Origin of the sequence: Streptomyces sp. NBC_00400 (genome assembly GCF_036048035.1) — a bacterium.
In the GTDB taxonomy this organism is placed as follows: domain Bacteria; phylum Actinomycetota; class Actinomycetes; order Streptomycetales; family Streptomycetaceae; genus Streptomyces.
In genome coordinates, this window is the sequence record NZ_CP107940.1 from 301,438 (window position 1) to 322,743 (window position 21,306).

Sequence of the window (21,306 nt, forward strand, 5' to 3'; positions counted from 1 at the left end):
CGGCGCTCCGGGCTCCACCGGTCCCGGCGAGGGGGAGCCCGCTCAGTCCGCAGCGCCGGCCTCGTCTCCGCTCAGCCGCTGCACCACCTCATCGGGATCCTTGAGCAGCCACGCCCGCCGGCCCACGGCCGGATGGTCCTCGCGGAAGTCCGCCACCACCGCGGCCGCGTCCCGCAGGGCACAGCCGGCGCGGCCGGACAGCTCCCGGGTGATGACGACCGCGGTCTCGAACGGCATGATCCGCTCCAGCAGCAGGTTCTGCACCGCGTCCATGCCCCGCTCGGCGAGGACACCCGCGCACTCCGCGGTGAGCGAGCCGAACCAGGCCACCCGTTGCTGGTAGGCGGCGGGGGCGCCACTGCCGTCGTCCATGGCGAAGGTGGGCTCCAGAGCCGTCACGAGCCGGTAGGCGTACCCGTGCTCGACGACCCGGTTCGGGGTCGTGAACGCGGTACGGTCCGGGTACTCCTTGCGGAGCTCGAACCAGTCGGCCTCGATCCCGTCAAGACTCTCCGGCAGTACCGGATAGCGGTCGAAGGTGCCGTCGTCCACTCCCCGGAACACCTCGCGGAGCAGGGCGAACGGCAGCTCGGTGCACTCGGCGAGCAGGACGGCGTCGTAGAGGTCCTTGCCCTCGGGATGCACGTCGCTCACCAGCCAGAGCACCTTCCAGGCGAGCGAGAGCGCACGGGTCGCCGCACCGACCACCACCGGTGCCGTGCCCTGCGGTCCGCGGATCTCGGCGGGCTCCGGGGGCACGGGCAGACGCTCGTTGAAGACGAAGTCGAGCTGCACGCTTCCGGGCGGCACACCCTCGGCCTCGGCGGTCCACGGGATGACGAGCCGCCGGCCCGGCACCCGGTCGTACGACCAGATCTCGTCGCCGACCGCGGCGTGCGCGTCCAGGCGTACCGGACCGCCACGGTGGGACAGCGCCTCGGCCGCGGCGGCGATGCCGTCCAGCATCCGGTCCGTACGGTCGTCCGTGAGCTGCCAGGTCTCCGGCACCACGACGAAGTCGAGGTCCCCCGGCTCGCGCGCCGCGTCCCCGAACCACGACGTGAGCAGCATGCTGCCGCGGAGGACCAGATGACCGGCCCACGGAGACTGCGCGAGGGCGGTCAGGACGTGGTGCAGCGCATGGCGCCGTGCCTCGTACCAGCGCTCGCCGACCACCGCGTCCGTGAAGCTCGGCTCGCCCAGGCGCATCCCGAAGGCATGATGGGTTGCGGCGGGGTCGAACACCGGGCGCTGCACCACACCGTCGTCCGGTACGGGAACCAGCGTGGCCGGCAGATCCATGTCTGCTCGCGTCGCCTCGTCGGGCCGGGTCCGGGGCACGACGGCCGTGTCCTCCCACGGGCCGTACCGGAACGCCTGCCACTGCGCCGCCGCGCCCGTGTCGTCGGTACCCGTCATGAGCCCGCCCTCTCCCCCGTCATCGCGCACTCCTCGTCCAGCCAGCCCGCGTCGAGCGCGAGATTCCCGTCGTGGACCACGAACTCCCGCTCCACGGCGGCTATGTGGTGGCCCCTGGCCCGTAGCTGCCGCGACAACGCGTCCAGGCGCTGCCCGGCGGTCGCACGGCCCACCCCGCGGCACCGCTGTGTCACGAACCGCTCCACCCGGCCGTCGGGCCGTACCCGCCGTGCGTTGCGCGAGAGGTGCGCGCCGTGTCCGACGACGAGGGCGAGCAGGGAGCCGACGGGAGCGGAGCGGGCCAGTACCAGCTTGAGGTGATGCTCGAAGTAGTAGTCGGGGCCGAGCCCCGCGGCCTCCTCATCGGTGCCGGGTACGCCCGCGCTCCACGGCGTGGCCTCGATCTTCGTCCGCAGCACGTCGAACCCCGCGGCCCGCAGCCCGTCCGCCGTCGCGGCGGCCTCGGCCCTGACCTTCTCGTACGTCCCGGCCCCGCGCAGCGTCAGCATCGGCTGTGAGGGCACCTCTCCCTGCTCCAGCAGGATGTGGACGCACTTCATGCCATGCGCCGCCGCATAGGCGGCCAGGCGCGTGGCCGCCTCGCGGTCCCCGTCGTCCCGGACGGTGAGATGCACCTCGAACTCCCCCGCGAAAGCGGGCCTCCCGGCCGCTTCCGTCCGGCCTGCGGGCATCACTGTCCCGTCCTCGTCCTCATCCCGAGATGATCACACAGCATCCGGCGGCAGCGCTCCGGCATATCCCGCGGGGCCGCTTCAGGTGACGGCGGCCGTCATGTTCGTGGGCCTGATGGACGACGCCGGGGCGGGGGCCGGCGGGGCGGGGGCCGGCTGACCGGGGGCCGCCCCGCCGGGTACGGCATGGCACCCTGGCCGGCGGACCGGCACTGCAAGGCAGACGGAAGGGCATGACGATGAGTTCGGACCACGGCACCCCCCGGCGGGCAGCGCTCGCGACCTGGCCGACCCCGCTGGAGCCGGCGCCACGGCTGGCCCGCGCGCTCGGCCTCGGGGCGGACGACCTCTGGATCAAGCGCGACGACCTCACCGGTCTCGGTGGCGGCGGGAACAAGGTCCGCAAACTGGAGTGGATCTGCGGTGCGGCGCTCGCCGAGGGCGCCACGACCCTGGTGACGACCGGCGCCGCCCAGAGCAACCACGCCCGGCTGACCGCGGCCGCCGGCGCGCGGCTCGGGCTCGATGTGGTGCTGGTGCTGGCCGGTGCGGCCGGCTCCTCGGCCTCCGGGAACCTGGTTCTCGACGGCCTCTTCGGGGCCACCGTCGTCTGGGCCGGGGAGGTGGGGGGCACCCAGCTCGCGGCCGCGGCGGAGGAGGTGGCCGCGCGGCTCCGGCAGCGGGGAGCCGTCCCGGCGCTGATTCCGCTGGGCGGTTCCAGCCCGCTCGGCGCGTACGGCTATGCCGAGTGCGGGCGCGAACTCCTCGGCCAGGCCCCCGACCTGGACACCGTCGTCGTCGCCCTGGGATCCGGGGGCACGATGGCCGGCCTGGTGGACGCCCTCGGCCCCGGCAAGGTGCTGGGCGTCGACTGCGGCGCGGTGCAGGACCCGGCGGGCACCGTCACCGGCCTGGTCACCGCGCTGTCCGGCACCGTCCACGCACCGGAGACGCTGCGTCTGCGACAGGATCAAGTCGGCGCCGGTTACGGCACGTTGACCGAGGAGTCGATGGACGCCCTGACGCTGGCGGGCCGTACGGAGGGCATCGCGCTCGACCCGGTCTACACCGGGCGGGCGCTGGCCGGACTGCGGGCGGCGGTGCGGGACAAAAGCGTGGCACCCGGGCGGCGCACCGTCCTGCTGCACTCCGGCGGGCTGCCCGGTCTGTTCGGCCACGGAGACGCCGTCGCACGGTGCCAGGAAGCGCTCACGGTCCTTCCGGTCGACGGGTGAGCGCGGCGGGCTGTCCGGGGTGAAGGTCAGATCTCGGGGAAGGCGTCGGGCACGCCGAGCGTCCCGGCGACCGCCCGCCAGATGGCTGCCTGAGCGGCGGGGAGGTCGGTCCTGGGGTCGCCCAGCATCACCCGGATGCCGAAGCCGTCGCTCAGGGCGAGCAGGAGCGTGCTGGTGGCGTCCACATCGCAGTCGGTGAACTCGCCCGACGCGATGCCCCGCCGGATGGCCTGGCCGATCCACGAGTGCAGCTGGTCGTACAGGTCGACGGCCAGATGCTGGGCGGTCTCGTCGCGCAGGGCCCGCACCCACAGTTCCTGCCACAGCCGCCAGTCCTGCCGCAGCTCGGGGTCCGTGGGCAGCATGGTGTGCAGGATGCGGGCCAGGACCACCGAGGCGGGCACCGTGTCGGCGTCCCGGTCGAGTTCGGTGCCGGTCTGCGCGAAGGAGTGGGTCATCGCCTCGGCGAAAAGCCGCTCGCGGTTCTCGAAGTGGTAGTGGAGCAGGGCGGTGGACACCCCGGCGTGTTCCGCGACCATCCGCATGCGGATCTTCTCGAAGCCGGCCTCGGCGATCACTTCGCACGCGGCGGACAGGATCCGTTCCCGCGTTTCGAGAGTGCGTTCAGCCTTGGCCACGTGAGTGCTCCCCGGGTCGGTGTCGGTGTCGGTGTCCTCGGCGGGCCCGTCCGGCCCGTCCCGTCCGTCTTCCCGCATCACCGCCTCCGGCTGTCCGTCGCAGGGTGACCTCACATCGGTAGTGGTGGAAACCCCGGCCCGACTTGCGGCCGAGGAGGCCCGCGTCCACCATCCGGGCCAGCAGCGGCGGGGGCGCGTAGCGGGGTTCGCGGAACTCCTCGTACAGCGACTCGGCGATCGACCGCGTGGTGTCCAGGCCGATCAGGTCGGCCAGTGCGAGCGGGCCGAGCGGGTGGGCGCAGCCCAGCCGCATCCCGCGGTCGACGTCGTCCGCCGAGGCGGCGCCGGACCCGACCATCCGTACCGCGTCCGGCAGGTAGGGGACGAGCAGGGCATTGACGATGAACCCGGCACGGTCCGCGGCGTGCACGACGTCCTTGCCCAGGACGTCGGCGGCGAAGGTGCGGGTCCTGCGGGTGGTGTCGTCGCCGGTCAGCAGGGAGGGCACCAGCTCGACGAGCGGCAGCACCGGGACGGGGTTGAAGAAGTGCAGGCCGATGACCTGCTGGGGGCGGGCGGTGGCGACGGCCGGGCCGGTCTCGACGACGCACACCTCCCGGCCCGCGCGGGCGCACACCTCGGCGATGCCGGAGCCCATCAGGCCGCAGCCCACGACCCCGATTCTCTCGATTGCGCTCTCGGACATCGCTCCTCATGCCGAGGTGGTGGCGGGAGGTACGGCACCGGACGGGCCGGGCTGGTTCCACTCCCCCACGGTCGTTGCCGGGGTGCGCCAGGACGACGAGATCGTGCAGGAAGAGATCTTCGGCCCGGTCGTCACGGTGCAGCCCTTCACCGACGAGGCCGAAGCCCTCCGGCTGGCGAACGGGGTCCGGTTCGGCCTGGCGGCGAGCGTGTGGACCACCGGCCACGCACGTGCCATGCGGGCCACCCGCGCCCTGCACACCGGGATCGTCTGGGTGAACACCCATGGCACGACGGTGTCGGAGATGCCGCACGGCGGGGTCAAGCACTCCGGCTACGGCAGCGACCTGTCCCTCGCGGGCCTGTTGGACTACACCCAGGTCAAGCACGTCATGCTGTGAAGCGGCGGCCGGGGCCCGCGCCCAGGGGCACGGCGGGTGTGCAGGCATCCCCCGCATGGCCTGGTCGACAGACGCTGCGCATCCGAAAGGCGAAGGAACGCAACGGCGGGGAACGCAGCATCTCGTGACATCCAATTGATCACCACGGACCACCGCCCCAGCAAGGACCGGGAGGGCCCGGATACCGGCCCTGATCCTGTCAAGGCGCGAGTTCGGCTTGGCGAAGGCTGCGGAACACCGCCGGGGTCGCCCATCCGCGCAACGTGGCGTGCATCGCCGGCCGGAATGCGGCCTCGGCCGTGGCGGCGTCGAGGGCCCCGGCCGGTTCGAGCGTCACGAGCCCGTGCAGGGCGGCCCAGATCGACAGGGCGATCGACGTCGCTTCGCCGACGAGGACGGGCGCTGCCAACGCGCGATCGATCGTCGTGAGGAGCGGACGGATCGGGTCGCCGGTACCGACCTCCCCCGACGGGTCGAAGGACTGCACGCCACCGAACAGCACCGTGTACAGGTACTCCTCCCAGGTCCGTCAATGGGCGACCGCCATCCTTGCCCATGACCCCGCCATCCAGCGCACGCACCACATGCCAGGAGTGGGACACCACATGTGGAACGGCCTGGACAGCAACAATGACCGAGCCGCCACCGTCATCACTGCGTTCCTCCGGAACAAGCCGGCACCCCTGCCCAACCACCCGACCCGCGACGAGATCCCTGCCTTCCTGCGCGACCACACTTGACGACGTTGCAGCCCGCCACCGGCAACGACGGACGAACCCCCGAAGCCGTCCGCGCCTCGCGCCAAATAACAGTCAACGACGGCATCTTGGTCCGGGAAAGCGCTCAGGGGCACGGCGGCTCCGTTTCGGCGGCACCCTCGCCGGGAGCCGCGGCGGGAGTGTCCTGTGCGCCCGTCAGGTCCCGGGCCAGGGCGACGCGGGAGAGCAGCATCGCGCCCCACAGGACCAGGGCGACGCCCAGGGCCTCGGGCAGCAGCCACCAGCCGGTCCGTACCCGCTCGTCGTAGAGGGTGACGCCCAGCGACAGGCTCACCAGCGCGTCCCCGAGGGTGAGCACCGGCTGGGAGGCGGTCAGCGGGCCCGATTGCATGGCGTTCTCCAGGAGGAAGACGGCCATGATCCCGACCACGGCGAAACCGTAGGTCTGCCACGCGGTGAAGAACGCGCCGGGGCCGCCGGACAGCCAGGCGTGGGTCGCATCCTTCATCAGGGCCGCGGTCAGCGCGTAGGCGACGGCCGTGGCCCCGGCGAAGCAGGCCGCCCGGACGCCGCCCGCGCCGCGGCGCAGGGCGGCGCCGACCGCTGTCGCGATCACTGCGGCGCAGACCACGAGGGCCGGCACCCAGCGGCCGAACGGGGCGTGGGCGGTGCCGATGGTGGGTGCGGCGGCGGCGAGGGCTGAGCCGAGTCCGACGACGAGCAGCACCACCCCCGCCCAGCCGCTGCGGGGGATCCGTCCGCCGAGCAGGACCCGGCCGATGAGCAGCGCGAGCGGCAGTTCCAGGACGAAGAGGGGCTGCACCACCGACAGCGCGCCCTGCGACAGTGCCAGCGCCTGGAAGCACGCCGCGGCGACGACCGCGAGCATCCCGCCGAGCCAGACGGCACGGTGCAGCAGGTCGACGAGCAGCCCCAGGCGCAGCCCGGCGGACAGCGGGACGGTACGGGCCGCGCGCCGCTGCAGCACCGTGGCCAGTGCGTTGCTGGCCGCGGCGAGCAGCGCGAACAGCACGGACGGCCATGTGGCCACGCGCCCACCTCCTCGTCGGCCCCCGGTCACCGGGCGGTGCCGCGCCGCCCGGTGACCGTGTCGCCGGGGCGGTGTGGCGCCGTGGTGGGCTTCGACGCTAGCGGCAGCCTGCGCCGGCGCACCGGCGACACGGATGCCGGGCGGCCGCATTCGCTGAGCTGGACGGTGGTCGCCGGGGTGGCGGGGGCCGCGTCCCGGATGCGGCACGGCCGTAGCCCGCATTCCGCATGGCCGTGCCCGGGTGCGGCGCCGCCGTGCCGGGGGGCCGCCCGGCCGCGTCCGAGGTGCCGCACGGGTGTGCCCGCAGTGGCAGATCTTGGCTCGTCGGCGGCGAACCAGCAGGTCACAGCCGCCGGAAGGAGGGCGGCAGGTGGCGCAATACTGCGGCAACACCACGGGCCGGACCCGGTCGGTAGGGTCCACCGCATGCCAGCCGAACGCACCCGCCAGCACACCACTCCGGTCGCCGCCGCCCGTCGGCGCCGGCTGCGTGCGGACCGCGCCCGGCAGCTCGCCGACCTGCTGCGCCACCAGGTGCTCGCGGGCCGCTTCCCCGACGGCGTCCTGCCGCACGAGGAGGAGATCGGCACCGACTTCGGCGCGTCCCGCAACACCGTGCGCCAGGCCCTGGACCTGCTGCGGGCCGAACAGCTCGTGGCCCGCCAGCCGGGTGTGGGCACGGTCGTGGTGTGCCGTAAGTACCCGCACGCCCTGGACCGGTTGCAGGGGCTCGCCGAGACCCTGCACCCGCACGGGAGGGTCACCAACGAGGTGCGCACCATCAGCCCGGTCGCCGCACCGGGCCCGGTGGCGGACCGGCTGCGGATCCCGCCGCGCAGCGAGGTGCTGTACGTGGAGCGGCTGCGCCGGCTGGACGGTCTGCCGCTGTCCCTGGACCTCACCTATGTCCCGATGGACCTCGGCCTGTCGCTGCTCGACGCCGACCTGGAGAACAACGATGTGTTCCGGCTGATCGAGGAGGCCGCCGGACAGCCGCTGGGCACCGCCGAGATCAGCCTGGAGGCCGTCAACGCCGACCCGCACTCCGCCGCCGTGCTGGAGGCGCCGCGCGGCACCGCCCTGCTGATGCTGGAGCGCCTCACCCAACTCGCCGACGGCTCCCCCGTCGACCTGGAGTTCATCCGCTTCCGCGGGGACCGCCTCACCATGCGGGGCCTGCTGCGCCGCACGCTCTGAGTCCCGCCGCCCCCGCGCGCCGCTCACCCCGCCCCGACTCTCCCCTCCCCTCCCCTCCCCTCCCCTCCCCTCCCCGCCCTGCCCCTGCCCCGCCCTGCCCGGAGACCGCCATGCCTCTTGTGCCCCAACGCGGCGATGTGCCCGTGACCATCGACGAGTCCCTGTGCATCGACGGCTGCACGCTCTGCGTCGACATGTGCCCGCTGGACTCGCTCGCCATCGACCCGTCGAGCAACAAGGCCTCTATGCACGTCGACGAGTGCTGGTACTGCGGCCCGTGCGCCGCGCGCTGTCCCACCGGCGCGGTCACGGTCAACATGCCCTATCTGCTGCGATGAGAGGCCCCCGTTCATGAGCTCCCGATTCCCGGGCTCCCCGCTCGTGCCGTCCCCGTCCCCGTCCCCCTTCCCGCGTCCGCCGGCCCCTCCTTCCGCCGGACCGCGCACCCGACGCCGCAGGGCGTTCGCCGCGGCGCTCACGGCCGCGCTGCCGGCGGCGTTGCTCAGCGGCTGCGGCAGCACCGCGGACGCCTCGGACGGCAGGACCGTCACCGTGACCGTCGGCTACCAGTCCAAGACCATCAACACGGTCACCGCCGGCACCCTGCTGCGTTCGCTCGGTTCCTTCGAGCGTGCGCTGCGCGCCCAGGGAAAGCGGGACGGCAAGGTGTACAAGGTGCGGTGGCAGGACTACGCGACCGGTGCGCCGATCACCGCACAGATGGTCGCCGGGAAGGTCGACATCGGCTCGATGGGCGATTTCCCGCTGCTCCTCAACGCCGCCCGCGGTACACAGCTGCACGCCCCGACCCGGCTGGTCTCCGTCACCGGCTACAACCTGCGCGGGGCCCTCAACACCATTGTCACCAAGCCCGGTTCGGCCCTGCACTCGCCGGCGGACCTGCGCGGCAAGAAGGTCTCCAGCAGCGTCGGCTCGGCCTCCGACGGCACTCTCGTACGGGCCCTGCAGCGGGCCGGGATCGATCCGGAACACGGCATCCACAAGCTCAACCAGCAGCCGGCCGTGGGTGCCTCGGCGCTCCGGTCGGGCGGCGCGGACGCCCTGTCGCAGTTCGTGGCCTGGCCGGGGCTGCTCGCCTTCCAGGGCACGGCGCAGGCGCTCTACGACGGGGGCGCGCTCGGCCTGCCCACCTTTCACGGTGTGGCCGTACGGGACGCCTTCGCCGGACAACGCCCCGCCGTGGTCAGGGCGTTCCTCGCCGCACAGCGGGATGCGACGCGCTACCTGCAGGCCCACCCCGTCGACGCCGCGCAGCGGGTCGCCAAGGCCACCGGGCTGCCGCCCGAGGTGGTCTACCTCTACAACGGCGCCGGCGGTCTCGCCACCTTCGATCCCACGCTCAAGCCACAGCTGATCGCCGCGCTGAAGAAGGATGTGACGGTACTGCGCGCGGCCGAGCTGACCGGGCCGGTCAATGTTGACTCATTTGTCAATGACCATTACGTCAAACAGAGTTACGGCAGCGGGTATGCCAAGGCCCGGAGCAGCACCGCGCACCCGTCGCCCGACGAGGTGTGGCTGCGCGGTGAGGACCGCACCCACTCCTTCAGCAGCCCACAGGCCCTGCTGCGGTTCGCCGCCGCCCATCGCGGCGCGGTGCGGGCCGCGAATGCCGCCGACGCGACGACCGGCACCCGCTGGTTCGCCGACAAGTCGGTCTGGGTCCGCGACGGCGCCCGGCTGCTGCCCTTCGCCACCCGCGCCACCGCCGACACCTGGACCCGGCACCACCACGGTGCCCGCACCCTCAGCTACGCCGCCGCCCTGGAGCAGGCCCGGTGAGCGCGCCCGACGCCACCGCCACCGCCTCGGCGGCCGGTACCGGCCGGGCGGGCCCGCGCCGCCGGGCGTGGACCCGCCGGGCCCGGCGCACCGCAGCGGTCCTCGCGGCACTCGCGGTGTGGCAGGTGCTCGCCCAGTTCCGGGTCAACCTGTGGCTGCGGTTCTCCCAGTTCCCGACCGTCACCGAGACGGCTGCCGCGTTCGCCCGCCGGCTCGGCACCGCCGCGTACTGGCAGGACGTCACCGACAGCCTCACCCGGATCGTCGGCGGCTTCGCCCTCGCGGCCGTCCTCGGCACCGCCGTCGGCGCCGCCGTCGCCCGCTCCCCGCTCGCCTCCGACCTCCTCGGCCCGCTGCTCGAAGTGCTGCGCCCGATACCGGCGATCGCGCTGGTGCCGGTGGCGATCCTGCTGTTCCCCAGCAACGAACAGGGCATCGTGTTCATCACGTTCACCGCCGCGTTCTTCCCGGTCACGGTCTCCACCCGGCACGCGGTGCGGGCACTGACGCCCGTCTGGGAGGAAGCGGTGCGCACCATGGGCGGGGGCCGGTGGCGGGTACTGCGGTCGGTGGTGCTGCCGGGAGCGTTGCCCGGCATCCTCGGCGGGCTGTCGGTGGGCATCGGTGTCTCGTGGATCTGTGTGATCTCCGCCGAGATGATCTCCGGAGAGTACGGCGTGGGATACCGGACCTGGCAGGACTACACCATCGTCGACTACCCGGGGGTCTTCGTCGGGATGGCCACCATCGGCCTGCTCGGCCGGTTCACCTCCACGGCGGTGGAACTGCTGGGGCGCCGGCTGACCCTGTGGCTGCCGCGGACCGCCGACGACTTCCCTCCGCCCACGGGCGGCCGGGGCCGGTGGCGGGTGGGCCGGACGGCGCTCGGGGAGTCCTCATGACCGGCACCGGGATCATCACGGCGGCCCCGGCGCCGGAAGCCCTCCCGGGTCTCCGGCTGGCCCTCGGCGCCGCCGTGCTGGAGGGCCTGGACCTCGATGTCGCCCCCGGCGAGATCCTCACCGTCGTCGGACCGTCCGGCTGCGGCAAATCGACCCTGCTGCGCACGCTGGCCGGTCTGCTGCCGCTGCTCGGCGGCCGGCTGAGCCAGGACGGCCGGCCGGTCGAGGGGCCCGCGGCCGACCGGGCGCTGGTCTTCCAGGAAGATGCGCTGCTGCCCTGGCGCACCCTGCGGGCCAATGTGGAACTCCCCCTGGCGGTCCGGGGCGTGGCACGCGCCGAGCGCCGGACGCGGGCGGACGACTGGCTGGCCCGGGTCGGACTCGGCGAGCACGCCACGCGCCTGCCGCACCACGTCTCCGGCGGCCAGCGGCAGCGCACCCAGCTGGCCCGCGCGCTGGCCGGGCGGCCGCGTGCGGTCCTGATGGACGAACCGTTCGGGGCGCTCGACGCGCAGACCCGGGCCGGCATGCAGCAGTTGCTGGTGACGGCGCTGCGCGGCACCGGCGCCACCGTCGTCTTCGTCACCCATGACGTGGACGAGGCGCTGTTCCTTGGCGACCGGGTCGCCCTGCTGGGCACCGGCCGGGTGCTGGACGTCCCGCGGCCACGCGCCCGCGCGGCGCACGCCGAACCGGCGACGGTCGCCCTGCGCCGCGAAGTCCTCGCTTCACTGACCGACCGGCCCGCCCCCTGACCCGGTGCCGACCCCCTCATGACCCGACGAACATGACCCGATGCGACCGGCACGTCATACGACGTGACCGGGCAACCGAAAGGCACCGCCATGCCGCACGGCACCGCCCCGGAGACCACGCAAGCCGCGGAAACCACGGCAGCCATGGAGATCCCCTCCCTCGACGCCGCCGAAGAGCTGTCCTGCGACGTCCTCGTGATCGGCGGCGGCACCGCCGGGACCATGGCGGCCCTCACCGCCGCCGAACACGGCGCCCGCGTTCTGCTGTTGGAGAAGGCCCATGTCCGCCACTCCGGTGCGCTCGCCATGGGCATGGACGGGGTCAACAACGCCGTCGTCCCGGGCCGCGCGGAACCCGACGACTATGTCGCCGAGATCACCCGCGCCAACGACGGCATCGTCGACCAGTCCACCGTCCGGCAGACCGCGACCCGCGGCTTCGCGATGGTGCAGCGGCTGGAGTCGTACGGCGTGAAGTTCGAGAAGGACGAGCACGGGGAGTACGCGGTGCGCCAGGTGCACCGTTCCGGCTCGTATGTGCTGCCGATGCCCGAGGGCAAGGAGGTGAAGAAGGTCCTCTACCGGCAGTTGCGCCGCCGCGAGATGCGGGAGCGGATCCGTATCGAGAACCGCGTCATGCCGGTGAGGGTGCTGACCTCCGGCGGCCGGGCGGTCGGGGCGGCGGGCTTCCACACCCGCACGGGGCACTTCGTCACGGTCCGCGCCGGCGCGGTGATCCTCGCCACCGGTGCCTGCGGCCGCCTCGGCCTGCCCGCCTCCGGCTACCTCTACGGCACGTACGAGAACCCCACCAACGCGGGCGACGGCTACGCCATGGCGTACCACGCGGGCGCCGAACTGACCGGCATCGAGTGCTTCCAGATCAATCCGCTGATCAAGGACTACAACGGCCCGGCCTGTGCGTATGTCGCCAACCCCTTCGGCGGCTACCAGGTCAACCGGCACGGCGAGCGGTTCGGGGAATCCGACTACTGGTCGGGGCAGATGATGGCGGAGTTCGCGGCCGAGGTCGCCTCCGAACGCGGTCCGGTCTACCTGAAGCTGAGTCACCTCCCGGAGGAGTCCGTCTCCGCACTGGAGACCATCCTGCACACCACCGAACGCCCCACCCGCGGCACCTTCCACGCCGGACGCGGCCACGACTACCGCACCCACGACGTGGAGATGCACATCTCCGAGATCGGCCTGTGCGGCGGGCACTCGGCCTCCGGCGTACGTGTCGACGACCACGCCCGCACCACCGTGCCGGGTCTGTACGCGGCGGGTGACCTGGCCTGCGTCCCGCACAACTACATGATCGGCGCGTTCGTCTTCGGCGACCTGGCGGGCGCCGACGCGGCTCAATACCGGGCGTACCAGGGTGCGTTGCCCGCCGACCAGCTGCAAGCCGCCCACGAACTGGTCTACCGTCCGCTGCGCCACCCCGACGGCCCGCCGCAGCCCCAGGTCGAATACAAGCTCCGCCGCTTCGTCAACGACTATGTCGCCCCGCCCAAGAGCGGCGCCCGCCTGTCGCTGGCCGTCGAGCACTTCGCGCGGATGCACGCCGAGATCGCCGGCATGGGCGCCCGCACCCCGCACGAGCTGATGCGCTGCGCGGAGGTCGGCTTCATCCGGGACTGCGCCGAGATGGCCGCCCGGTCGTCGCTGGCCCGCACCGAGTCCCGCTGGGGCCTGTACCACGCGCGCACGGACCATCCGAAGAGCAACGACGACGACTGGCTGCACCACCTCGACCTGCGCAAGTCACTCACCGGAGCAATGGAGTTCACGGCCCGCCCGGTCGCGCCGTACCTCGTCCCGGTCGACGAGTACACCCCCGTGGGCGGCACCCCCCGGTTCCTCGGCGAGGTCCACCCGGAGCAGGTCGCCACCGCGGGGCGCAGGGACACGCCGCCGGTGGGGTCCACGGGTTCCGGAGCGGAGGCGGCGGACGAAGCGGGGCCGGGCGCCGGCACCACGACCGCCACCGGGCCCGGTACCGGGTCCGCGCCCGGCGCGTCCCCCCGCATCCTCGAACTCCTCGCCCTCACCGAGGACCAGCCGGATCTCGGCACCCTGCACCCCTACCTCACCGACGCCGATCCGGCCGTCCGCCGCGCCGCCGTCGATGCGCTCACCGAGAGCGTCCCGCCCGGCACGGGCCGGGCCCTCGCCGCCGCTCTCGCCGATCCCGCCCCGGCCGTACGAGCCGCCGCCGCTGCCTCGCTGCGGGAGTTGACCGAGGTCCTGACACCGGACCCCGGCCTGCGTACACCGCTGGCCACCGCCCTGCACGGAGCCGACGCCGTGGTCCGCTCGGCAGCCGTGGAGGTCCTGCGCACGCTCCGCCTCGGCGACCGGGCCCTGTGTTCGCCACCGCGCTCACCGACCCGGCCGTGGAGGTACGTCTCCAGGCCGTCCGCGGCCTGGTCTCCGTCGACGCCTCCGACGGACTGCAGAGCGCCGCCACGGACCCCTCCCGCGAGGTCCGGGTGGCCGCCGCGCACGGCCTCGGCACGGTCGGCGGCCCCGGCGACCTGGTGGTGCTGCTGCGCGACGATGACCTCCTCGTGCGGGCCGCTGCGCTCGCGGCGCTGGCCACCACCGGCTGCCCGCCGCCGTACGCCGCGGCGGCCGTCGCGGCGCTCGGCGACCCCGCCTGGCAGGTCCGCGCCGGTGCCGCCACGGCCCTGGCGGCCGCCAACCCCGAGCTCGCCGTGTCCGCGCTGCGCTCCGCGCTCCGCGACGAACACGCGGACGTGCGCAAGGCCGGGGTTCTCGCGCTGCGTGCGCACTCCGGCCGCGAAGACGCCCACCGGGCCTGGGCCACGGTCGCGGACGACCCGGACGCCGAGGTCCGCGCATACGCCCGGCTCGCCTCGAAGGAGTGACACACGTTCGGGCCACCCCACCACACCGGTGGCCGGAGGCTGTGGACGCACGGGGGCCGGCCGGGCGAGCCGCGAGCCTCGCCCGGCCACCGGAGCACGCTGTATAAATCTCCCCAGAACAGGCATATTCCTGCTACCCGACATGGACGGCTGGTCAGGAATCCCTATGCCCCCTTTCTCTCCGCGATGGCCTCGATATGTCCGGTTCGCTCCGAGCGTCCTGGTCGCCGGAGGGCTCGTCTGGGACGCGTTCTCGCCGGCGGACTACTGGGGCGACCCGATGCTGACGGCCGCCAGCGTCACGGCCGGCGCGCTGCTCTCCCTGCGGCACACCCTGGCGATCGGCGCCGCCATCGTCGTGGGCGTCCTCGCGCTGACGGTGAAGGACGGCACCGCCGACAGCCTCGAAGGCCATCTGGAGCTCGTCAACACCCTCTTCGCCGCGCTGATGGGCGTCGGGGTCAATCGGGTGATCGCCCGCCACGGACGCCATCTGGATGTCGTCCGTTCGGTGGCGGAGGCGGCCCAGCGTGCCGTACTGCCCGCCCCGCCGGAACACATCGGCCGGCTGGCCATCGCCGCCCGTTACCAGGCCGCGCAGAGCGAGGCCCGGATCGGCGGCGACGCCTACGCCGTCCAGCGCACGCCGTTCGGCGTACGGCTGATGATCGCCGATGTGCGGGGCAAGGGACTCGGGGCGGTGAGCGCGGTATCGGTGCTGCTGGGCGCGTTCCGTGAGGCCGCCGAGCAGGAACTGGACCTGAGGGCGCTGGCCGCCCGGATGGAGCACGCACTGCTGCGGGAGAGCGAGCACACCTCGGAGGAAAACCGGCTCGAAGGCTTCATCACGGCCCTGATCTGTGAAGTCCTCCCGGGGGCGGCAGGGCTGCGGCTGCTGAACTGCGGCCACCCCGCGCCCTACCTCTGCCACGACGACGAGGTGCGCGCCCTGGAGGTCGACGATCCTGGCCTTCCACTGGGGATGGGCGCCCTGGGCGCGGCACGGACCGGGCCCACCGACTGGCCGTTCCCGGCGGGCAGCACACTGCTGCTGATCACCGACGGCGTGACGGAGGCCAGAGACCACGCCGGAACGTTCTACGACCCCGCGACGCAGCTGGCGGACCACGGCCCGTTCCGGGGACCCCGGGAATTGATCGACCGCTTGGCGGCGGACGTCGAGCACTGGACCGGCGGGCCGCGCGACGACGACATGGCGGTCCTCGCGATCACCCGGCAGGTACCGGGCCGCGGGAGGCCCGCCCCGGGGGGAAGCAGCGCAGAACACTGAGACGTGTTCGCGGACGCGACCTGCGTAAGCGAACCCGGGTCACCGCTGCCCGGCCCGCCGGCCCAGGCAGCGCGCCCTTGCACTGCCTGACCACACCACAAAACCGGCCGTCCAACGGGAGTTCGGCGACCTTCCGGCCTCCGCACCCGCGCCCGCACCAGGCCCGCCTTGACTCCTTCCTTGACTCTTTCCGTGACTCTTTGCGAATTTCCTCGTGTGCTGCCGAAAATCCGGTGAGTGGGATGAGAAGATCAGTCAGAGCATCAGCATCCGCACCGAGCGATCCGTCGCTCCCGCGCAGATCGGAGTTGATGTGTCCGACAACAGATCAACCCTGCTGAGTCAGCGCGCCGCTGTCATCTTCCTGCTCGGCGCCCTCACCGCTATCGGCGCCGGTGTGCTCACGTTCTTCAACGGCGGCACCCCGGCTTCCGCCACTCTCGTCGGCGGCGCTGCCTTCGGGGCCGCCGTCACCTTCTTCCATACGGTCATCGACTGAGATTCCGCCGCGGCATCGGCCCTCCCCGGCCCGGCTGCTCACCGGGCCCCGGACGCTCATGGTCGACAACGAGCGCGGTGTTGCCCAAGTCCCGCACCTGGCACAGCACTTGGACCAGGCGTCCGATGCCGGAGGGACGCAGGCCGAGGGGTGGCCGTCGAGCACGTGGAGCCGCGTAGAGCACAGAGAGCGCCTCGATCACGTAGAGCACCCCGGTGCGGGCGGGCGACCGGGCAGGGCGGCCGGGCGTCGGCGTCCGACCCCGCCCGCGCGGCTCCGGGAGGTCGCGCACCGGACGGTGCACCTCGATGGCGCTTCGCCGCTCACGCGATACCAGGGCGGGACGGCCTGCCCCCGCGCCGGGCACGGACGGTGACCGATGCGGGCCCGGCGCAGCCACCCACCTCACCGAGAACAGCCCCGCCACCGCGGACCGAGACGCCGCCCGCTCCGGCCCGGTGGCGCCCTGAGTGCCTGCGCGTACGCCCCACCGGACGCGGGGCCGAGCCGCGGCCCACCCGCCGCTAGCGGAATCCGTGCCGCCGCATGCGGTGCGCTCCCGCACCTCAAGTGCCAAACTTGAGTCACCGCGCCCGGCCGCCGGCCGGGGCCCTTGTCGCCGAGGGGAACATCATGACCTGGGCATCTTGGACCACTGTGGGGATCCACGCCCTACCCGGCGCGGTTCACACCGCGGAGATCGGCGTGATCAACGGCGACCTGACCATCCATACGACCTGGTCGGACGACCTGGCTCATGTAGCTGTGCAGTACACCGGAGCCACGGACTGGTACACCATGGCCGGCAGCCCCGTCCCGTGCCATTCCGAAGAAGCCAGCCGCGCCTTCCACCAGGCCGTCGTCGAAGCCGCCCGCGGCGGAGACCGAGCCGAGGCCTCCCTGGAAGAGCTTTTCCACCGGTAGCCCGCCACGGCCCGGCAGGCAGGCAGGCAGGCAGATCAAGCATCCACTGCGCGATCCGGACGCCGCCGACCAGGAATGGCGAGGGGTCGTCAGCGGCACAGGACGCCGACGGCCCCTCGCCGGGCGTCAAGGCTGGAGGCGAATCAGCAGCCCTCACCAGCGGCCGCCGCCGCGTCGGCGACTCCGGGGGCGGTCGGCTGGGCGGCAGCAGGCGGCGTGCGGTAGGCGCGGAGGGGGGCATTGGTCGCGGACACGGCGGCGACCGCCAGGACGGCGGACAGCCCGCCGAAGACCAGGGCGAAGGGGGCGGAGGTGGCCGACGCCAACAGGCCACCACGGAAGTTGCCGAGTTCGGGGCCCGCGACACCGATGACGTGTTCCACCGAGGAGACCCGCCCCCGGTACGCGTCCGGGGTCTCCCACTGCACCAGGGCACTGCGGGTCACCACCGACACGGTGTCGGCAGCGCCCGCCACAGCCAGGCAGCCGAGCGCCGGCCACAGCGCCCCCGCCAGACCGAAGCAGGCCAGCGCCAGGCCCCAGACACCGGCCGCGGACAGCTGTACCAGGCCGCCACGGCGCCGGCGCGTCACCGTGCCGGAGAGCAGACCGGCCGCGATCCCCCCCACCGCGACGGCCGAGAGGAACAGGCCGAGGGTCTGCGGGCTTCCCCCGAAGCGGACCTCGTTGACCAGCGGGAAGAGCGCGATGGGCATGGCGAGCAGCGTTGCGGACAGGTCGGTGGCCATCGAGCCCCACAGCGTCGGGCGGCGCAGGACGATCCGCCAACCGCCACGCTGCGGCCGGCGCCTGCCGCCGGCCGCGTCGGCGCCTTCGGGCCGCACGGCAGGCAGGCGGATCACCGCGAGCATCGAGACTGCCATGGCCATGGCCTGGGTCGCGTATGCGGCAGGGAAATTCCAGCGCGCGATGATCAGCCCGGCCATCGCGGGACCGGCCAGCATCGCTGCCTGGAAGGAGACATTGGTCAGCGCAAGACCGGCCGCGACCTGGTCGCCCGGCAACAGCCGGACCGGGAAGGTGCGCCGGGCAGGAGCGCCGAGAGCACTGCAGCTCGTCCCCATGGCGACCAGGGCGAGCAGCAGCAGGACGTTTCGGTTGTCCGCCAGGGCCTGGACACACAGCCCTGCGGCGGCCAGCAGTTGACCCGCCGTGGTGGCCCGCACCACCGCACGGCGGTCAACGGTATCGGCCAACGTCCCGCCGAGCAGCCCGAACAACACCATCGGCAGGCCGGTGGCGAGCCCGATGGCGCCGGTGCCCGCCGGGCTGCCGGTCAGGTCCCAGACCTGGGCCAGCACCGCCACATTGGCTATCTGTCCGCCGAGTTGAGAGACCGAGGTGCCGATCCACAGGTCGCGAAACGACTGACTGCTGCGCAGCGGGCGGGTGTCGAGGAACCGGGCACGGACACGCCCCCTCATCTCGGCGGCTCGACAAGGTGACGGAGGATCCGCTGCCGCATCGACCGGCGTTCCAGCGCCCTTCGCACCTCCTCGACAACAGTGGTCATCGCGTACGGGACCTCGCTGTCCAGCTCGGCGACCGTCTCGTGGGTGGCGCGCCACTCCGCCTCCAGGAACGGCACCAGCGACCGGCCGCGCTCGGTCAGGTCGATCCGCCGGGTGCGGGCGTCAGGCCCCGGCTCGGAGGTGACCAGATCCTCTTTGCGCATGGCGGCGATGGTCTGGCTCACCGCGGAGTGCGAACGGTCCAGGGACTCCGCAAGCTCGCGAATGGTCAGTGGTCCGGTATGCGCAAGCCGGATCAGCGGATAGGCGAACCGGGGCCGCACCCCCTCGATGCCACGCTCGGCGTAGATCTGCTCGATCTCGGCGTCCATGGCTGCCAGAAGCTCGTGCAGGGAGTGCCAGGGGTCAGGTAGCGCTGTGGGATCCATAGATGTCACAGCGCTAATATAACAGCGCTGCGATAATCACCCTCGCAAGGCAAGGCAAGGCAAGGCAAGGCAAGGCAAGGCAAGGCAAGGCAAGGCAAGGCAAGGCAAGGCAAGGCAAGGCAGGGTCGAACAGGGCAGACGATGCCGAATCGCCCGCGGTTCACAGTTCGCCGCGACTCCCGAGCAACCAACTGGCGTCACTCCATGTCTCTCCCCATGGAGCACTGTTGGTCACCTTCTGGCCACCCAAAGCTCGCCAATTGTTAAATCTCAACCATAAATCTCGCATTCTGATCATTTCTCTTTACATGCGCATGCCAGGCATACCAGGGTTCGCGCGGGGCCCCACGGCCCCCGTGGTGCACAACAGCACCGCGCGTACGGGCGGTTGGCCAGCCGACCGCCCCCGCAGCGCTAAGGACCCACAGCAGTGCGTAGACCCCACATACGCGGGCGCCGCCTGGCCATCGCCGTCGCCGTGACGACGGCCGCCACTCTCACCGCGGGGGCGGCGGGCAGCGCCTTCGCCGGCCCCGCGGCCTCGTCGGCCGCTTCCCCCTCCGCCTCAACTCCCGCTCCCCAAAAGGCCGTGGAGGCGGCCCGCGCCGCCGCGTATGCCCACGCCTCGGCCACCGGAGTCGGCAAGAAGGACACCCTCAAGGTCACGGACACGCTCACCGATCCGGACGGGCGACAGCATGTCCGTTTCGTCCGCACGCACCGCGGGCTGCCGGTGCTGGGTGGCGACCTCGTCATCCACCTGAGCGCCAAGTCGGCGTACGAGAGCGTGACCCGGGCCTACCGTCACCAGGTCGATGTGCCCGACGCGCACCCGAAGCTGTCGGCCGGTCAGGCCAGGACGAAGGCCGCCGCCGTGGCGAAGGGCCGCGCCGGCGAGCCCGAACTGGTCGTGGACGCCCGCGGGAACCGGACCACGCTGGCCTACCGGGTGCAGGTGGCCGACAGCCGCATCTCCGAGGCCGGCGGCGCCCGTACGCTCGTCCTCGACGCGGCCTCCGGTGCGGTGCTCAGCAACACTGCGGTCGACGACTCCTTCCTGTCACCCGCCGTCCAGGCCAAGTTGCGCGCCCGGGGCGAACGGCTCAGCCCCGCCACCGGCCTGGGTTCCACCGCCCCTTCCGCCCCGTCCGCCACGGAAAAGGCGGCCGGGAGCGCCGGCTTCCCGTCCGCGGCCACCGGCTCCGGTGCCTCCCTCTTCGTCGGCAAGGTACCGCTGTCCACCACCCGGACCGCACAGAAGTCCTTCACCCTCAAGGACTCCACCCGCGGGAACACCGAGACCCGGGACGCCGGCGGCAAGGAGGCGAAGAAGTTCACCGACGGCAAGGCGTTCACCAGCACCACCAACCGCTGGGGCAACGGCACCACGAACGACCGGACGACCGCCGCCGTCGACGCCCAGTACGGCGTCACCAGCACCCTGGACTTCTACAAGAAGACCTTCGGCCGTAACGGCATCAAGAACGACGGCCGCGGGGCACACGCCCTGGTGCACTTCGGCGAGAAGGTGGGCAACGCCTACTGGAGCCCGGACTGCGGCTGCATGCTCTACGGCGACGGCGACGGCAAGACGTTCACCAAGCCCTTGGTCGTACTGGACGTCACCGGCCATGAGCTCACCCACGGTGTCGTCGAGGCAACGGCCAACCTGCAGCCCACCCGCACCGACGAGGAAGGGAACGGGTTCGGCGAACCCGGTGCCCTCAACGAGTCGCTGGCGGACATCTTCGGCAGCGCGGTCGAGTTCTCGGCCGACAACCCGAAGAACCCGCCGAACTACCTGATGGGCGAGAAGCTGGGCCTCGACCAGAAGTTCCTGCGCCGTCTGGACAAGCCGTCCCTCGACAAGCTCGAAGGAACGGTCGACTACTGGTCGAAGGCGTCCTACGACGCCGAGGTGCACGGCGGTTCCGGTGTCTCCTCGCACGCCTTCTACCTCCTCGCCGAGGGCAGCGGCAAGAAGACGATCGGTGGCGTCGCCTACGACTCCCCCACCTACAAGGGCTCGAAGGTGACCGGCATCGGCCGGAACAAGGCGACGGCGATCTTCTACCGGGCACTCACCCGGTACATGGTCTCCACGACCGACTTCCATGACGCCCGGACCGCGACGCTGCACGCGGCCAAGGACCTGTACGGCGCCGGGAGCACCGAGTACAAGACGGTGGACAAGGCCTGGGCCGCCGTCAATGTCACGGCGGACAACGCGCCCACCGCCCAGCACTGACCCTCCGGGCCG

General features: G+C 72.5%; 17 protein-coding genes and 4 pseudogenes. 13 read left to right on the forward strand and 8 right to left on the reverse strand.

Features of this window, described 5'->3' with window-relative positions; genetic code table 11:
- Positions 1–42 precede the first annotated feature (42 nt).
- Both OHS81_RS01325 and OHS81_RS01330 read right to left on the reverse strand, forming a co-directional pair.
- Positions 43–1,419 (reverse strand): nucleotidyl transferase AbiEii/AbiGii toxin family protein, encoded by a 1,377-nt coding sequence (locus tag OHS81_RS01325; protein ID WP_328381628.1) that lies wholly within the window; start codon positions 1,417–1,419, stop codon positions 43–45.
- Entirely contained in the window at positions 1,416–2,111 is a 696-nt protein-coding gene (locus OHS81_RS01330; protein ID WP_328381630.1) for a hypothetical protein, read from the reverse strand. Before OHS81_RS01330 ends, OHS81_RS01325 begins: the two co-directional genes overlap by 4 nt.
- A gap of 233 nt (positions 2,112–2,344) precedes the next feature.
- Here OHS81_RS01330 and OHS81_RS01335 point away from each other — a divergent pair, with 233 nt between their 5' ends.
- Positions 2,345–3,346: a pyridoxal-phosphate dependent enzyme gene (locus OHS81_RS01335; RefSeq protein ID WP_328381632.1), complete on the forward strand. Its 1,002-nt coding sequence runs from the start codon at positions 2,345–2,347 to the stop codon at positions 3,344–3,346.
- Positions 3,347–3,372: 26 nt separating this feature from the next.
- Here OHS81_RS01335 and OHS81_RS01340 read toward each other — a convergent pair whose 3' ends face one another.
- Complete coding sequence (locus OHS81_RS01340; protein ID WP_328381634.1) at positions 3,373–3,984, reverse strand: TetR/AcrR family transcriptional regulator; 612 nt, start codon at positions 3,982–3,984, stop codon at positions 3,373–3,375.
- 115 nt (positions 3,985–4,099) lie between these two features.
- Positions 4,100–4,690, reverse strand: a pseudogene (locus tag OHS81_RS01345) (3-hydroxyacyl-CoA dehydrogenase family protein); the annotation flags it as partial.
- A gap of 7 nt (positions 4,691–4,697) precedes the next feature.
- Here OHS81_RS01345 and OHS81_RS01350 point away from each other — a divergent pair.
- Positions 4,698–5,090, forward strand: a pseudogene (locus OHS81_RS01350) (aldehyde dehydrogenase family protein); the annotation flags it as partial.
- A gap of 199 nt (positions 5,091–5,289) precedes the next feature.
- Here the strand turns inward: OHS81_RS01350 and OHS81_RS01355 are convergent.
- A complete protein-coding gene (locus OHS81_RS01355; protein WP_328381636.1) occupies positions 5,290–5,592 on the reverse strand; it encodes a TetR-like C-terminal domain-containing protein in 303 nt (100 codons plus the stop codon).
- A 1-nt stretch (position 5,593) separates the two neighbouring features.
- On the opposite strand from OHS81_RS01355, the gene OHS81_RS01360 reads away from it, so the two are divergent.
- Positions 5,594–5,830: a hypothetical protein gene (locus OHS81_RS01360; protein WP_328381638.1), complete on the forward strand. Its 237-nt coding sequence runs from the start codon at positions 5,594–5,596 to the stop codon at positions 5,828–5,830.
- Positions 5,831–5,933: 103 nt separating this feature from the next.
- On the opposite strand, the gene OHS81_RS01365 is transcribed toward OHS81_RS01360, so the two are convergent.
- Complete coding sequence (locus OHS81_RS01365) at positions 5,934–6,860, reverse strand: DMT family transporter (RefSeq protein ID WP_328381640.1); 927 nt, start codon at positions 6,858–6,860, stop codon at positions 5,934–5,936.
- Positions 6,861–7,286: 426 nt separating this feature from the next.
- Between OHS81_RS01365 and OHS81_RS01370 the strand changes: the two genes are divergently transcribed.
- The 9 genes and pseudogenes from OHS81_RS01370 (at position 7,287) to OHS81_RS01410 (ending at position 17,125) form a co-directional block, all read left to right on the forward strand.
- On the forward strand, positions 7,287–8,057 hold the full coding sequence (locus OHS81_RS01370; protein ID WP_328381641.1) for a GntR family transcriptional regulator: 771 nt from the start codon (positions 7,287–7,289) through the stop codon (positions 8,055–8,057).
- 110 nt (positions 8,058–8,167) lie between these two features.
- A complete protein-coding gene (locus tag OHS81_RS01375; protein ID WP_328381643.1) occupies positions 8,168–8,395 on the forward strand; it encodes a 4Fe-4S dicluster domain-containing protein in 228 nt (75 codons plus the stop codon).
- Between the two features lie 13 nt (positions 8,396–8,408).
- Positions 8,409–9,860 carry an ABC transporter substrate-binding protein gene (locus OHS81_RS01380; RefSeq protein ID WP_328381645.1) on the forward strand — a complete coding sequence of 484 codons (1,452 nt, stop codon included), beginning with the start codon at positions 8,409–8,411 and terminating at the stop codon, positions 9,858–9,860.
- Positions 9,857–10,762, forward strand: a complete 906-nt coding sequence (locus OHS81_RS01385; protein ID WP_443058634.1) for an ABC transporter permease — start codon at positions 9,857–9,859, stop codon at positions 10,760–10,762. The genes OHS81_RS01380 and OHS81_RS01385 overlap by 4 nt, the downstream gene beginning before the upstream one ends.
- The gene (locus OHS81_RS01390; RefSeq protein ID WP_328381647.1) at positions 10,759–11,517 is read left to right on the forward strand and encodes an ABC transporter ATP-binding protein; all 759 of its coding nucleotides are present in this window, start codon (positions 10,759–10,761) and stop codon (positions 11,515–11,517) included. Before OHS81_RS01385 ends, OHS81_RS01390 begins: the two co-directional genes overlap by 4 nt.
- Positions 11,518–11,661: 144 nt before the next feature.
- Positions 11,662–14,411, forward strand: a pseudogene (locus tag OHS81_RS01395) (fumarate reductase/succinate dehydrogenase flavoprotein subunit).
- A 664-nt stretch (positions 14,412–15,075) separates the two neighbouring features.
- Positions 15,076–15,702, forward strand: a pseudogene (locus OHS81_RS01400) (PP2C family protein-serine/threonine phosphatase); the annotation flags it as partial.
- A 313-nt stretch (positions 15,703–16,015) separates the two neighbouring features.
- Positions 16,016–16,201: a hypothetical protein gene (locus OHS81_RS01405; protein ID WP_244417136.1), complete on the forward strand. Its 186-nt coding sequence runs from the start codon at positions 16,016–16,018 to the stop codon at positions 16,199–16,201.
- Between the two features lie 633 nt (positions 16,202–16,834).
- On the forward strand, positions 16,835–17,125 hold the full coding sequence (locus OHS81_RS01410) for a hypothetical protein (RefSeq protein ID WP_328381650.1): 291 nt from the start codon (positions 16,835–16,837) through the stop codon (positions 17,123–17,125).
- Between the two features lie 143 nt (positions 17,126–17,268).
- Here the strand turns inward: OHS81_RS01410 and OHS81_RS01415 are convergent, their stop codons facing one another.
- Both OHS81_RS01415 and OHS81_RS01420 read right to left on the reverse strand, forming a co-directional pair.
- Positions 17,269–18,570: an MFS transporter gene (locus OHS81_RS01415; protein WP_328381652.1), complete on the reverse strand. Its 1,302-nt coding sequence runs from the start codon at positions 18,568–18,570 to the stop codon at positions 17,269–17,271.
- Entirely contained in the window at positions 18,567–19,046 is a 480-nt protein-coding gene (locus OHS81_RS01420; protein WP_328390830.1) for a MarR family winged helix-turn-helix transcriptional regulator, read from the reverse strand. The genes OHS81_RS01415 and OHS81_RS01420 overlap by 4 nt, the downstream gene beginning before the upstream one ends.
- Positions 19,047–19,476: 430 nt before the next feature.
- Between OHS81_RS01420 and OHS81_RS01425 the strand changes: the two genes are divergently transcribed.
- Positions 19,477–21,294, forward strand: coding sequence for a M4 family metallopeptidase (locus OHS81_RS01425; protein WP_328381654.1), 1,818 nt, complete (start codon positions 19,477–19,479; stop codon positions 21,292–21,294).
- Positions 21,295–21,306 lie beyond the last annotated feature (12 nt).